This window comes from Flavobacterium sp. (assembly GCF_025352015.1).
GTDB lineage: Bacteria > Bacteroidota > Bacteroidia > Flavobacteriales > Flavobacteriaceae > Flavobacterium.
Genome location: NZ_JANXUG010000012.1, coordinates 1 through 13,931, shown reverse-complemented (window position 1 = coordinate 13,931; position 13,931 = coordinate 1). Strand labels below are relative to the sequence as shown.

Below are 13,931 nucleotides of genomic sequence, written 5' to 3'. Positions count from 1 at the left end.
CAAGTTCGAAAAAACGCTATATCTTATGATTTTTTTACTTTTGCAAATATACATTGCAGTTTCTAAAAAAATTCATAAAACATGGCGAAAAAAAGCAAAATTAAAGTAGCAGAAACCAATAACTACATTGTTACATGGTTGAAAGAATATGCGGTGAAAGCAAAAATAAATGGTTTTGTAATAGGAATTTCTGGCGGAATAGACTCGGCGGTTACCTCAACATTGTGTGCGCAAACAGGATTAACAACTTTATGTGTTGAAATGCCAATTCATCAAGAGGTTAATCAAATGGATAGAGGAAAAGAACATATTGAGCAATTAAAAAAGCGATTTCCTAATGTTAAAAGTACTACTATTGATTTGACTTCAGTTTTTGAAACGTTTAAAAAGGAAGTGTCGGCATCAGAAAATGAATCAAACCATGATATATCGTTGGCCAATACACGAGCGAGATTACGAATGACAACGGTGTATTATTTTGCGGGAATTCATCGTTTATTAGTTGCTGGAACTGGGAATAAGGTAGAAGATTTTGGCGTCGGGTTTTATACAAAATATGGTGATGGCGGTGTTGATTTGAGTCCAATAGCCGATTTGATGAAAAGTGATGTGTATCAATTAAGCGACTATTTGGAAATTCCAAAATCAATACAAAATGCAGCGCCAACTGATGGATTATTTGGCGATTCAAGAACAGATGAAGAGCAGCTTGGAGCCAGTTATGACGAGTTGGAATGGGCAATGAGGGAAGTAGAAAAGAATAAAACAGCAGATAATTTTATCGGAAGAGAAAAAAAAGTTTTTGAAATTTATATTAATTTGAATACTATCAATCAACATAAAATGAAACCAGTTCCAGTATGTATCATCCCAGAGTACTACAAAAATTGTTAATAATTTTAACGTTTTTTTTAAAATAATTAGTTAACTTTACACGAAATTTCTATTAATTTTTATCAAATACCACGATTATGATAAATGTATGTATTGCTGATAACTTTCCGGTTGTACACTTTGGAATGAAAGCTTATTTTAAGGATCACCCTGAAATAAACATCACTTCTAACGTAGGTAATTTTTTTATGGTTCCCGATGCATTAAGAAACAAAGAAATTGACGTCTTAATCATTGATTTAGAGCTTGAAGGATTAAAAAGTATTTATGAAATCAAGTCAATCATTAAAAATTTCCCAAAAACTAAAGTTATTATTTTTAGTAGCTTGTCAGAACACATCTATGCACCAAATGCTATAAAAGCTGGGTGCGCAGGTTATGTTCATAAGACATCAAAACTTGAAAGTTTAGGTATTTCTATTGTCAAGGTAAGCCAAGGACAGATTATCCTAAATGAAGAAATCAAGAAAAATTTAGTGTTAATTGCTAAACAAAACAAGTCAGAACGTTTGTACCGCAAACTTTCTAATCGAGAAATCGAAGTGCTTCGTTTTTTGAGCGATGGCAAGAAAAACAACGAAATTGCTAAAATTTTGACGCTTAACGAAAAAACTATTAGTACTTACAAACTTCGTCTTTTGACGAAACTCAACGTAACGAATTTAGTTGACCTTGTTAACAAAGCCAAAACGTTAGAAATCGTTTAAAAATAAAACCCCGCAAAAGCGGGGTTTTTTTATAAATAAGTTGATCGTATTCGTCCTATTTTATTAGTGAGATTAACCTTTAGCTTGTTGTAATCATTTATTGTTGTCTTTAGTTCTTCCAAATCATTTTCTTCTTCATTTTTGTAATTACTTATCAAATCTGTAATTAATTTATTGATTAGATATTCTCGTAAAGAAACAATAGTTTCAGAAACATATTGACTTACATTTTGATTTTTAGATTTTACATAAATTTGCTTGGTTTCCCAGTTATGTAACAATTCTTTTTCTTCAAGCATTACTATATCAGTAATCACTTTTGATTGTTCAGAAGATAAATTCATTAAATAATGCTCAATATTAAATTGTTCGGTTTGATTGTAGTAGGCAATTAAATCATTATAAATTTCTTTAAACAAAGGATTTGCCAATTCTACTTCGTCTTCCTGCAAACTCATATAAATACGTTGATAGACTTTAACAGTGCTGGTTTCTTTTTCTTCAATCATTTCGCCTTCTTCATTACCTTTCAAAATAAAATCATCAAAATCAGCTTCTAGAGAACCATAAAGCAAAAGCATTTCAATAATTTTACGTTCAAGTTCATAAATAATATTGACTTTATCCTGCGCTGTGTGATTTTCGTTTTTTACAATTTCTAAAGCTTTATACTCTTGTTTGCCTTTTTTTGCAGCTTCGGAAATGTCTTTCTGAACAAGCTGTGCCAAAGTATTCAACAAAACCTGCTCTGAAATATCCATAATTCGCGAACATTCCTGAATATAGATTTCTCGTTTAATTCTGTCTGGAATTTTAGAAATACTAACCACCATATCCCTAATCAAATCGGCTTTTTTGACGGGGTCATTATTGGCTTCATTCATCAAAAGTGACGCTTTAAACTGAATAAAATCTTTAGAATTGTTTTCTAAATAATGAACCAAATCTTCAAAAGAATTCTTTCTAGAAAAACTATCGGGATCATCACCATCAGGGAATGTGCATACTTTTACATTCATTCCTTCTTCGAGAATCAAATCGATTCCCCGAATGGAGGCACGTAATCCGGCAGCATCACCATCAAAAAGTACCGTAATATTTTTGGTTAGACGATTGATTAACCTTATTTGATCAGAGGTTAAAGCAGTTCCCGAAGATGCTACGACATTTTCAATTCCAGCCTGATGCATCTGAATCACATCGGTGTAACCTTCAACTAAATAGCAATTGTTTTGTTTTGCTATGGCTTGCTTGGCATGGAAAATTCCGTAGAGAACTTTACTTTTATGGTAAATTTCGCTTTCGGGTGAGTTTAGATATTTGGCTGCTTTTTTATCATTGGTTAAAATCCTTCCACCAAAACCTAAATTTCTGCCCGATAAACTTTGAATAGGAAACATTACTCTTCCTTTGAAACGGTCAAAATGCTTGCCATCTTCTCTAACAATGGTCAATCCTACTTTTTCAAGATAATCCAATTGATATCCTTTCGCCAAGGCTTCTTTCGTAAAGGCGTCCCAAGATTCGGGCGAATATCCTAATCCAAATTTAGTTACAGTTTCACTGTTAAAACCTCTTTCTTTGAAATAAGTCAAACCTAATGCTTTCCCTTCTTCGCTGTTAAAAAGTGTTGCTTGAAAATAGGTTTTGGCAAATTCAGAGACCAAAAACATACTTTCCTTTTCGTTAGCTTCAAATTTGTCTTCTTGAGAAACTTCGTTTTCTTCAATTTCGATATTGTATTTTTTTGCCAAAAATCGAATAGCTTCTGGGTAGGTGAAATGTTCGTGTTCCATAAGGAAAGTCACAACGCTTCCTCCTTTTCCTGAACTAAAATCTTTCCAAATTTGTTTTACTGGAGATACCATAAAAGACGGCGATCGCTCTTCCGAAAACGGACTCAATCCTTTGTAATTGCTGCCTGCACGTTTAAGCTGAACGAAATCGCCAATGACTTCTTCAACCCGAGCGGTTTCAAAAACTTTGTCTATGGTTTCGCGAGTTATCAAAATTAGATTTTTAGGTTTTTAGGTTTTTTGAAATCCGAAAAATTGAATGCGGGTAAATTTACACATTCAGAATTTAAAATTTAAAATTTAAAATAAAAAAAGATGCTCCATTACTGAAACATCTTCTCGAAGTATAAACTAACCTAAAAAAAATCTAATTCAAGTCAAAACGAATACCTAGAGATATGTTGTTTTGTTTAGTGGCATTGTCTTTAAACAACGGATTTAAATCATATTTCAGATACAAACTCGTTTCGCCATAACCAAGATACGTGCTCACACCATAAATGAAATCATTGGTGTTAAAACCACCTTTTTCTTTAACTGTGACATCATGACCATCAGCTTCGTACTCTAAAATCTGTTTTGATTTTACTCTAAATCCAGCGTAACCACCAATTCCGAATCGAACGCTTTGATAGGTTCTGAATATTGTTTTCCCTTCGGCATTCTTTTTAGCTTTTGTAAAATCAAATTCTAAATGAACTGGTGCCGTTAGGTAAACGTTTCTGAAACGCGAATCATTAAGATTAACTGAGCTAGTTTCAAGATCGGTTTGGTTTCCATTTGCTACAAACAATCGGTTGTCAGTTGGACGAAGATTATTATACATTACCGAAAATCCATATTTTAAATGCAACAAATTATCATTTTTGAAAAGCCTCGTGTTCGAAGTAAATCCCCATTCGTAGAAATGTGAACCCCAATATCTATAATCAGAATTAGCAACACTTTTGTTAGTTACCAAATTATTTACACCTGCTGCAAATACAAATTGTGAAGTTGTTCTTCTTTCTCCAGACTTTTTTCTGTCATTATATTTTCTTCTAATTCCTTTGATATCAATATAAGTACTGTCTACAACTTTAGATGTTATTTTATATTTCTTACCAATTTGTACAATGCTATCCCTTTCATTAGGATTGCTTTCAGAACTTAAAATCTTTCCGTTTACTTTTTGCTGCACTAATTCTTTTAGTTCTTCATGAGAAACAGCTACTTTGTTTTCAATTATAATTGCGCGTGCTTCGGCTAATTTTTTCTTTTTAACATCCGCTTCTACTTTGGTAATAGCTCCGTTTTCGAATTGTTTATTAACTTCTTCAAGCTCAATTTTCAATGCTTCTTTTTCGTCTTTTGTGATTTTTTCAATCTTATCGGCAATTTGTCTTGCTTTTGATTCGAAGGTTTCCTGCGCAACAACTTTCCCAACAAATAGGCATGCCGTTAGTGCTAAATAAATTGTAAAATTTTTCATGGTGTTTGATTTAAATGTGATTAATGATTGTTTTATTATTCGTTATTTCTATTGGCCAAAGCCACTTTAAGTTCCTTGTAGTTTTTTGTTAATCTATTGATTGCTTTTTCCCGAAAAGTCATTTCAACTTCACCATCAGCATGAGATAATAAAGTGTTTGCATCAACATTAATTTTATCAGATTTTGCTGTAGTTTGTGTTTTACCAATATTTTCAGCCGAAGCCAATAGTGCATCAACATTAATATATGTTGTTTTTTTCTGAACTTCTTTTGGCGTTGTTGAAATAACTCTTGGCAACTCTTTTAAAGCCACATCGGAACTGTTTTGATATTCAATTTCTTTTTCATGATTGATTACTTGATTTTGATTACTTGATTTTTGATTGCTGATTGAAACTCGTTGATTAGTGGTTGTCGGTTGTCGGTTGTTAGTCGTTAGTTGATTTGAAACGACTGCCTGATTTTCTTCATATTTTGGAGTTTGGAATTTGGAATTTGGAACTTTTACCATAGAGTCCTTCTTAACTTCAGTTTCAACAACATTATTTTCAGGTTGAATTACTGTATTTTTTTGAGAGAAGAAAAATATACCAGCAGTTAGCAAAACCGTGATGCTTGCAGCAATATACAACCAACCAAAAGGTCGTCTTGTTTTTTTTTCTTCAGCAACCGAAAGCATTGCGTCTAATCTGTCCCAAGCCTGACCTGAAGGTTGAATTTCTCTCGAATTCAACTTTTCTTTTATTTGATTTTCTAATTTATTTGGTTCCATTTTAATTCGTCTTTAATATTATTTTTAAAGGTCTTATTGAATTCGCTTTGGAAATAATCTTTTATCGATTACTTTTATTAACGCTCATTTCGTAATTTTTTAGTTTGATAATGTTGTCTTGCAACATTTTTCGTGCGTGTGACAACTGCGATTTCGATGTGCCTTCATTAATTCCGAGCATTGTTGCAATTTCTTGATGCTTAAATCCTTCGATGCAATACAAATTGAAAACCATTTTGTAACCATCGGGTAAATTATCAATTAGAAACTGAATATCTTCTACCGAAAATTTGCTTTCAATATTGTTATGACTTTCTTCAAAATAAGTTTCGTCTTCAATGAACTTTACTTTTTTCTGAACTCTGATAAAAGAAATGCATTCGTTAATCATGATTCTTCTTATCCAACCTTCAAAACTTCCTTTATGCTCAAAATGTTGAAGATTGGTAAACGCTTTCATAAAAGCCGTAATCATAATATCTTCTGCCTGCTGCAAATCTTTAATATATTGGTGGCAAACACCCAGCATTTTTGAAGAAAATTTAGAATATAATTTATGTTGTGCTTGGCGATTATTTTCGACAGCCAATTCGATTAATTCTTTTTCTTCCTGATATAAATTGATTACTTTCAAAACTATTGGTTAGTGTTCTATTAGCATAGACGAGAGTGGTTGGGAAATAGTTGCATGAGGTAATGTGAAAATTTGGAAATTATGAAAGAATCCAATAAAATCAAAGCTTCAAAGAGGAAAATTATTTTAAATAAATTATTTTTTTCTTTCGATAACGTAATTTACCATCTCTGAAAGTGCCACTCGATATTCCGACGGGGGAAATTCATGCAGTAATTGAAGTGCTTCCTGCTGAAAGAGAGCCATTTTTTGTTCAGCATAAAGTAAACCGTTTTTATCTTTTACAAATTGGATGACTTCTTTGACACGTTTTTTATCCTTATTATAGTTTTTGATGGAGTTGATACACCAGCTTTTTTCTTTGGTAGAACAATTATTCAAAGCATGAATTAACGGAAGTGTCATTTTTTGTTCTTTGATGTCAATACCAGTAGGTTTGCCAATTGCATCATCAGTATAATCAAATAAATCATCTTTTATTTGAAACGCCATGCCGATAAGTTCTCCAAATTTTCGCATGGCTTCTACCTGAATTTCATTATCAGTAACCGATTTAGCACCAAGCGCACAACATGAAGCAATCAAAGTTGCTGTTTTTTTTCGGATGATTTCATAATAAACATCTTCAATAATATCTAACCGGCGTGCTTTTTCTATCTGAAGCAATTCGCCTTCGCTCATTTCGCGTACGGCAACCGATATTATTCGCAATAAATCAAAATCGCCATTATCAATAGAAAGTAGCAATCCTTTAGACAGCAGATAATCGCCTACGAGAACGGCAATTTTATTCTTCCACAAGGCATTGATAGAAAAAAATCCACGACGCCTATTACTGTCATCTACCACATCATCGTGTACTAAAGTAGCCGTATGAATAAGCTCTATAACACTAGCGCCACGATAGGTTCTTTCATTGACTTCATGCTTTTCGGAAAGCATTTTGGCAACCAGGAAAACGAACATTGGCCGCATTTGTTTTCCTTTTCGGTTTACAATATAATAGGTAATTCGATTCAGTAACGCAACCTTTGAAGTCATTGATTCATAAAACTTTTTTTCGAAAAGTTCCATTTCTTGCAATATGGGTTTTTTTATTTGCGAAGTGATATTCATCGATTTCAAAGATACAATAAAGCCATGGTTTGAAAAAAATATTTATATTTGATTAAACCTTTTTAAAAGACTATATTCTTAATTAAAAATCTTTAAATCTTTTTACATTATGAAAACAAATTCTTTATTTAAAACGATAGCATTAATAGCTATTATTTCTTTGGCTAGTTGTTCAAAAGACAGCAGCTCCTCGACCGCAGATTCAAAATTGACTAGCGCAGATGCAATAGCCAATAGTAAAATGGATCAAGCCTCTAATGACGTTTCTGATGTTGTAGAAGAACAAGAAGGAAAAACGTATCTGGATGCCTCTGCTGGAAAAACTGTAGACACAGCAAATTCTTTAGTGACCAGTTGTGCTCACATTACTAGAGTCCCTGATTTTGGAACAGCACCAACAGTGGGCCTAACAGTAACCAAAACTATTGATTTTAGTTTTAATAATCCTAGTGGATGCACATTGGCTAACGGTTCAACTTTAAAAGGAAAAATTATAATTTCTTTTGTTTATGATCCAAATGCTACTTCGCATACCATAAATTACAGTTTTGATAATTTTTATCATAACGGAAATCACATAGAAGGAAACAGATCGATAACAAGAAGTATTGGTACTAGTTCATTACTTACTGCACCTCACCCAATTCATGCAATGACTGTGGATATGACCGTAACTTTCGAAAACGGAGGGGTTTATCATAGAGTTGGAACTAGAACTAGAGAATGTGTGGCAAATTTTGGTAACAACAACGTAAATGACAATGTTTATAAACTATACCAATCTATTACCACTACAAGACCAAATGGTGCGCAGCATGTATATAGTGTTGTAGTAGCTACTCCATTAACAATTGACATGGCTTGTCAATACAGAGTTATAAGCGGAATTCTTACCGTTACAGGTCCTTTACATAGTGCTGTTATAGATTATGGTTCAGGAACATGTGATAATAACGCAACTATCGCAATAGATGGTGGAACACCGACAGCTTTTACATTTGGGAATTAAAAATTGTTTTTTATAAAAGGAAAAAGTCCCGAATCTAAAATTAGATTCGGGACTTTTTATGACTTATTAGCTAATTGTCCACAAGCCGCATCAATATCTTTTCCTCTGCTTCGGCGTACTTTAGCCACAATGTCATTGCGCTCCAAAGCTTTGATGTAATTATTGATTGCTTCATCTGAAGCTTGTTGAAATTCGCCGTCATCAATCGGATTGTATTCAATCAAATTGACTTTACACGGAACGTATTTGCAGAATTTTACCAAAGCATCAATCGAAGCTTTATCATCGTTAATACCTTTCCAAACCACATATTCATAGGTGACTTTGCTTTTGGTTTTTTGGTACCAATACTGTAAAGCTTCTTTCAATTCGGGCAACTGAAAGTTTTTTGTAAATGGCATGATATGGTTTCTGGTTTCTTCAATAGCTGAATGCAATGAAACAGCAAGCTTAAATTTTACATCATCGTCTGCCATCTTTTTTATCATCTTTGAAACTCCCGAAGTGGAAACCGTGATTCTTTTTGGCGACATTCCCAAACCTTCTTCTGAAGTAATCATAGCAATCGCTTTCATCACATTATTGTAATTCATCAATGGTTCGCCCATGCCCATAAAAACAATATTAGAAAGTGGTCGGTTATAATACAAACGGCTTTCTTTGTCTATGGCAACTACTTGATCATAGATTTCGCCTGGCTCCAGATTTCGCATTCTTTTTAATCGTGCCGTAGCGCAAAAATTACAATCCAAACTGCAGCCTACTTGGCTCGAAACACAAGCTGTAGTTCGGGTTTGTGTGGGAATCAAAACACTTTCTACAATTAATCCATCGTGCAAACGAACGGCATTTTTGACCGTGCCATCTTCACTGCGTTGCATCGTATCGACTTTGATATGATTAATTACAAAGTTGTTTTCGAGCATCGTTCTAGTTTCCTTTGAAACATTGGTCATGTCCTCAAAATTGTGTGACGCTTTGCTCCACAACCATTCATATACCTGATTGCCCCGAAAAGCCTTATCGCCATTGGATGTAAAAAAATCGCGCAATTGTTCTTTGGTTAAACTTCGGATGTCTTTTTTCTCAATTTCCATGTGGTAAATTTAGACTATTTTGATACGTTGGTAATTTGTATTTTTGTAAAAAAAAATACCATGCATTTCCTTTCTGACGAATTAGATACTTATGTTACGCTACATTCTCAAGACGAACCTGAATTGTTGGCGCAACTTAATAAAGAAACTTATCAAAAAATATTGCAGCCACGCATGTTGAGCGGTCATTTTCAAGGCAGAGTTTTGAGCATGCTTTCAAAAATTATTCATCCCTCATCCATTCTGGAAATAGGAACCTATACCGGTTACGCCACACTTTGTCTTGCTGAAGGGTTAACCGAAAATGGATCTATTGACACTATTGACATTGAGGAAGAATTAGTTGATTTTCAAAGAAAATATTTTGACAAAAGTACTTGGGCAAATCAAATTATACAGCATCTTGGTGATGCTTTGACTATAATTCCAACGTTGAACAAAAAATATGATTTAGTTTTTATTGATGCCGATAAGGAAAATTATATTAATTATTTTCATTTGATTATTCCCTTGATGAACAAAGGCGGCATAATTCTTTCTGACAATGTTTTGTGGAGTGGAAAAGTTCTTGAGGAACTAAAAGCCAACGATACCGCAACGAAAGTTCTACTAGAGTACAATCAGTTATTAAAAGACGATGTACGAGTAGAAACAGTTTTACTTCCTATTCGTGATGGGTTGACTGTTTCGAGAGTTAAATAAAAGTTGCGTCTTTCAACTGCGCTCAATGTGACAATATATATTTTGAGTACAATTTATAACAAACAATCCCAAAAAAAGCACCAAAAGCATACCCTGTCAAAACATCTGCAGGAAAATGTAATCCTAAATAAATTCTGCTGTAAGCGAAAATTAATGGAAACAAAAACAATAGATAAGCATGTGAATAATATTTCTTTAAAATCATAAAACTGAAAAACGCAGTTGCCATTGAATTTGTGGCATGACCAGAGAAAAAACTAAATGAGGAACTTGTTTTAACAATTCTAATAATTCCTTTTAATTCAGCATCGTTACAAGGTCGTAAACGTTCAAAACCGAGTTTAAAAAAATTGGCTGTTTGATCGCACACCAATAATAGAATGGCAGTAAAAAGAAGGTAATATCCAAAGTTTTTCCAACCTAATTTTCTTTGTAAGATAAAAAAAATCAGTAAAAAAAAGGGTGTCCAATAAAGCTGATTTGTAATGTTTAACCACAATCCGTCCCATTTTTCAGAACCTAATCCATTTAGAAAGACAAAAATATTTTTATCACACTGGATTATTTTTTCCAACATTATGGTTGCCTTTTAATAGGTCCTGTCAATTCTTCAAGCTCATCTTTTAGTTTCGTAGCTTCGGGTAAAACTGTGGTGTCTATATTTGACTTTACTTTCTCAACTTCATCACTAAATGAAGATGTTAACTCTTTTAAAGAAGTTTCAATTCCATTTGCCTCTACACCTTTTTGGATTTCGCTTTTTATATCGTTGGTTGCATTTTTTAATTGCGCCATCGCTTTTCCCATAGTTCGGGCTATATCAGGAATTTTTTCTGAACCAAAAAGCATCAATGCTATGAAAATAATAAAAATTAATTCGCCGCCGCCAATTCCAAACATAAAATTTATTTTTTATAAGTAACACAAAGTTACTTAATTTGCTTTCATTTTTTTAATAAATCCAAATATTTAATAGCTAAATCAGAGAATATAAAACGAGCCATAATTTTGTTTTTTGCATTCAAAGCACTAGCCAATTTTGAATCTTCAACCGAGTAATACCAAAATCCTCGAATATATTCTTTTGGAATTTTTAAATTATCACTGAAATAGCTTTCCTGAAACATATATTCAATTTTTTGTAGTAATTTTTCTTTTTTCTCAATTGTTAATTCTTTCTTTAACATTGCTGTTCGTCCAGAAATAGCATTTAAAAGAGGATCTAGTCCAACAGAGCCGCCGGCCATTAGTCCAATGTTAGCTGTAGGATAAGCAGCTGTTGCGGTTCTAAACTTTCTTTCTGCCAGTGTATAAACTTTTGCAGGTCGTTGTAATATACCCAACGAAACTGCATTGATATTGGGATATTTTTTAATTGCTACTTCCTCCAACGAAATTACTTTTGCTTCTACGTTAATTATATATAATGTCTTGGCAATAGCACTTTCATCAATAACTGCTTTTTTGGTAATTACCTGCAAACCCGTAAACTGTAAAGTATCGCCTACTTTTACAAACATTGAAAAGTTTCCACTGCCGTCTGTAGTTGTACTAAAATCCGAACGAAGATTGGTCACAAATACCGAATTCAGCTCTTTAATTTGGGAAATAACTTTTCCTTTTAAAAACGATAAAGTCTGACTTTGAGCAATAGCTGAAGCAAAAAATAAAAACAAGATTACACTTTTTAATAACTTCATTATTCTAAATTTACGCTGTAAAAATAGCTGTAGAAATTGTTAAAACTTAATAATCTAATGTTAAACTTATAAGAATGAAAAAAATGATCATCGCCAGTACTTCAACATTTCCTGGTGGCAACTATTTAGAGTATTTAATGCCTGTTTTAGAAAATCATTTTCAGGATTATGAAGAAATACTTTTTATACCGTTTGCGCGTCCTGGAGGAATTTCACATGATGATTATACTGCAGTTGTTCAATTGGCTTTCGCCAAAATAAATAAAAAAATAAAAGGATTGCACGAATTTGAAAATCCCTTGGAGGCTATTATAAATGCAAAAGGAATTTTCACAGGTGGCGGCAATACTTTTTTACTGGTAACACAATTATATCAAAATAAAATAATGGAAACTTTAGCAAAAGTGGTTGAAAATGGCACACCATATCTAGGTTCAAGCGCTGGAAGCAACATTACCGGAATGACCATGCAAACTACAAATGATATGCCAATTGTATATCCGCCATGTTTTAAAACGTTGGGTTTGATTCGGTTTAATTTAAACCCGCATTATCTTGATGCCGATTTGCAAAGTAAACACATGGGCGAAACTAGAGAAACCCGCATTAAAGAATTTCATGCGTTCAATGAAACACCTGTTTTAGGATTACGAGAAGGAAGCTGGCTCGAAGTAACTGGCGAAAATATACTTTTAAAAGGAGATTTAACCGCTCGTTTGTTTTTGCAAAATAAGCTCCCGCAAGAACTTGAGGTTGGCAGTGATTTGTCATGGATTGGGGTTTAAATTTTGTTAACGACTGTAGCGAAAATCTTTTAATGAATATGACGGCATTAAAGGAATAAAAAAATGTTTAGAAAAGTGCTTCTCAAAGAGCAAACGTTAAAAATAAAAAAGTCCTAAACTAAATGTTCAGGACTTAAGAGCGGAAGACGAGGCTCGAACTCGCGACAACCAGCTTGGAAGGCTGGAGCTCTACCAACTGAGCTACTTCCGCAATATTGAGGTGCAAATATATAGAATAACATTCTTTCGATGCAAGTTTTTTTAAAAAAATATACCAATTATTAAACCTAAACATTTGTTGAGGTAACTTATTTAAAGTGATGAAGTTATGTTTTTATTATCTCAAATTTAAAATAAAATTTGCTAGAATAGAGATAAAAGAAATTTTATAGAAAATGAAAGTACAAAATTATCGACGAAGATTTAAAAATAAGAATGTTGAGAAACACTTGCTGCTATTTTCAAATTAGCCGTTTAATCTAGAAAGTATCTCCTGATTTTTGGAAGGATGAAAAATGAACAAACACGATTTATCCTTAATGACATTTATGATTTTTTCATTCATGTCCAGCGGAATCGCAGGACAGCCTTGACTTCGTCCTAATCTTTTATTTTGTTTAATAAAAGTTTCAGATACATAATCTGCACCATGAATTACAACTGCTCTCTCTCTTGCATTATCATTCAGTCCTTTTTCTAGACCGTCCAATTTTAATGATAATCCATGTTTACCATTGTAAATCTCGCCCGTTGCATAAAACCCAATACTACTTTTGAAAGATTCTGCTTGGTTTGAAAACTCATTTGCATATTCTTCGCCTGTATTTCTTCCGTGTGCAACCAAGGTTTGAAACAAAACAACATTTTTTTCTAAATCAATTACCCAAAGACGTTTTGTATTGGATGACAAACTAAAATCAACCAAGGTTAAAATGTTTTTGTTAACAAGTCCTCTTTGTTTGAGCAAATAAAAGCCGTTTAAAGCCGTGTTGAAACAATCAAAACTAGGCAATTCAAAAGAGTTTAATTCTAATTGATTGTAAACAGAAACATTTTTAGAAACAGTAGCAACTTCAGTTGAAGTATTAATTTTTGTAGCATTTGATTTGTCCGGAAGATTAGTAAACGACATCAACAGAACAACAAAAAACAAAGGAAAAAGTTTATAATTCATAGATGTATGTAGATTTAAAGTTTAGATTTGGTTTCACAAACATAGAATAAAATTTAAAAAATAAAAATATTTA

Annotated in this window: 15 protein-coding genes and 1 tRNA gene; 5 read left to right on the top strand and 11 right to left on the bottom strand. The window is 33.0% G+C overall.

The window, feature by feature from the left end; translation table 11 throughout:
- Nucleotides 1-81: 81 nt before the first annotated feature.
- Both nadE and Q0Q96_RS01385 read left to right on the top strand, forming a co-directional pair.
- Nucleotides 82-894, top strand: coding sequence for an NAD(+) synthase (gene nadE, locus Q0Q96_RS01390; protein WP_293870770.1), 813 nt, complete (start codon nucleotides 82-84; stop codon nucleotides 892-894).
- Between the two features lie 77 nt (nucleotides 895-971).
- Nucleotides 972-1,601: a response regulator transcription factor gene (locus Q0Q96_RS01385; RefSeq protein ID WP_293870768.1), complete on the top strand. Its 630-nt coding sequence runs from the start codon at nucleotides 972-974 to the stop codon at nucleotides 1,599-1,601.
- A 29-nt stretch (nucleotides 1,602-1,630) separates the two neighbouring features.
- Here the strand turns inward: Q0Q96_RS01385 and dnaG are convergent, their stop codons facing one another.
- The 5 genes from dnaG to Q0Q96_RS01360 form a co-directional block, all read right to left on the bottom strand.
- Nucleotides 1,631-3,610 carry a DNA primase gene (gene dnaG / locus Q0Q96_RS01380; RefSeq protein WP_293870765.1) on the bottom strand — a complete coding sequence of 660 codons (1,980 nt, stop codon included), beginning with the start codon at nucleotides 3,608-3,610 and terminating at the stop codon, nucleotides 1,631-1,633.
- 154 nt (nucleotides 3,611-3,764) lie between these two features.
- Nucleotides 3,765-4,868, bottom strand: a complete 1,104-nt coding sequence (locus Q0Q96_RS01375) for a hypothetical protein (protein ID WP_293870762.1) — start codon at nucleotides 4,866-4,868, stop codon at nucleotides 3,765-3,767.
- Nucleotides 4,869-4,903: 35 nt separating this feature from the next.
- The gene (locus Q0Q96_RS01370) at nucleotides 4,904-5,641 is read right to left on the bottom strand and encodes a hypothetical protein (protein WP_293870759.1); all 738 of its coding nucleotides are present in this window, start codon (nucleotides 5,639-5,641) and stop codon (nucleotides 4,904-4,906) included.
- 61 nt (nucleotides 5,642-5,702) lie between these two features.
- On the bottom strand, nucleotides 5,703-6,275 hold the full coding sequence (locus Q0Q96_RS01365) for an RNA polymerase sigma factor (RefSeq protein WP_293870756.1): 573 nt from the start codon (nucleotides 6,273-6,275) through the stop codon (nucleotides 5,703-5,705).
- A gap of 135 nt (nucleotides 6,276-6,410) precedes the next feature.
- Nucleotides 6,411-7,391 (bottom strand): polyprenyl synthetase family protein, encoded by a 981-nt coding sequence (locus Q0Q96_RS01360; RefSeq protein ID WP_293870753.1) that lies wholly within the window; start codon nucleotides 7,389-7,391, stop codon nucleotides 6,411-6,413.
- Nucleotides 7,392-7,500: 109 nt separating this feature from the next.
- On the opposite strand from Q0Q96_RS01360, the gene Q0Q96_RS01355 reads away from it, so the two are divergent.
- Nucleotides 7,501-8,400, top strand: a complete 900-nt coding sequence (locus Q0Q96_RS01355) for a hypothetical protein (RefSeq protein ID WP_293870751.1) — start codon at nucleotides 7,501-7,503, stop codon at nucleotides 8,398-8,400.
- A gap of 56 nt (nucleotides 8,401-8,456) precedes the next feature.
- On the opposite strand, the gene rlmN is transcribed toward Q0Q96_RS01355, so the two are convergent.
- A complete protein-coding gene (gene rlmN, locus Q0Q96_RS01350; protein ID WP_293870748.1) occupies nucleotides 8,457-9,497 on the bottom strand; it encodes a 23S rRNA (adenine(2503)-C(2))-methyltransferase RlmN in 1,041 nt (346 codons plus the stop codon).
- A gap of 60 nt (nucleotides 9,498-9,557) precedes the next feature.
- Between rlmN and Q0Q96_RS01345 the strand changes: the two genes are divergently transcribed.
- Nucleotides 9,558-10,199, top strand: coding sequence for an O-methyltransferase (locus tag Q0Q96_RS01345; RefSeq protein WP_293870745.1), 642 nt, complete (start codon nucleotides 9,558-9,560; stop codon nucleotides 10,197-10,199).
- Nucleotides 10,200-10,221: 22 nt separating this feature from the next.
- Here Q0Q96_RS01345 and Q0Q96_RS01340 read toward each other — a convergent pair whose 3' ends face one another.
- Genes Q0Q96_RS01340 through Q0Q96_RS01330 form a run of 3 tightly spaced genes read right to left on the bottom strand, consistent with a single transcriptional unit; the run spans nucleotide 10,222 to nucleotide 11,899 of the window.
- A complete protein-coding gene (locus tag Q0Q96_RS01340) occupies nucleotides 10,222-10,776 on the bottom strand; it encodes a phosphatase PAP2 family protein (RefSeq protein WP_293870742.1) in 555 nt (184 codons plus the stop codon).
- Nucleotides 10,776-11,099 carry a twin-arginine translocase TatA/TatE family subunit gene (locus Q0Q96_RS01335; protein ID WP_293870739.1) on the bottom strand — a complete coding sequence of 108 codons (324 nt, stop codon included), beginning with the start codon at nucleotides 11,097-11,099 and terminating at the stop codon, nucleotides 10,776-10,778. The genes Q0Q96_RS01340 and Q0Q96_RS01335 overlap by 1 nt, the downstream gene beginning before the upstream one ends.
- Before the next feature lie 44 nt (nucleotides 11,100-11,143).
- Nucleotides 11,144-11,899 (bottom strand): hypothetical protein, encoded by a 756-nt coding sequence (locus Q0Q96_RS01330; RefSeq protein ID WP_293870736.1) that lies wholly within the window; start codon nucleotides 11,897-11,899, stop codon nucleotides 11,144-11,146.
- Between the two features lie 74 nt (nucleotides 11,900-11,973).
- On the opposite strand from Q0Q96_RS01330, the gene pepE reads away from it, so the two are divergent.
- The gene (gene pepE, locus Q0Q96_RS01325; protein ID WP_293870734.1) at nucleotides 11,974-12,684 is read left to right on the top strand and encodes a dipeptidase PepE; all 711 of its coding nucleotides are present in this window, start codon (nucleotides 11,974-11,976) and stop codon (nucleotides 12,682-12,684) included.
- Between the two features lie 138 nt (nucleotides 12,685-12,822).
- On the opposite strand, the gene Q0Q96_RS01320 is transcribed toward pepE, so the two are convergent.
- A tRNA-Gly gene (locus tag Q0Q96_RS01320) sits at nucleotides 12,823-12,895 on the bottom strand.
- Between the two features lie 255 nt (nucleotides 12,896-13,150).
- Complete coding sequence (locus Q0Q96_RS01315; protein WP_293870732.1) at nucleotides 13,151-13,858, bottom strand: murein L,D-transpeptidase catalytic domain family protein; 708 nt, start codon at nucleotides 13,856-13,858, stop codon at nucleotides 13,151-13,153.
- Nucleotides 13,859-13,931: the final 73 nt, after the last annotated feature.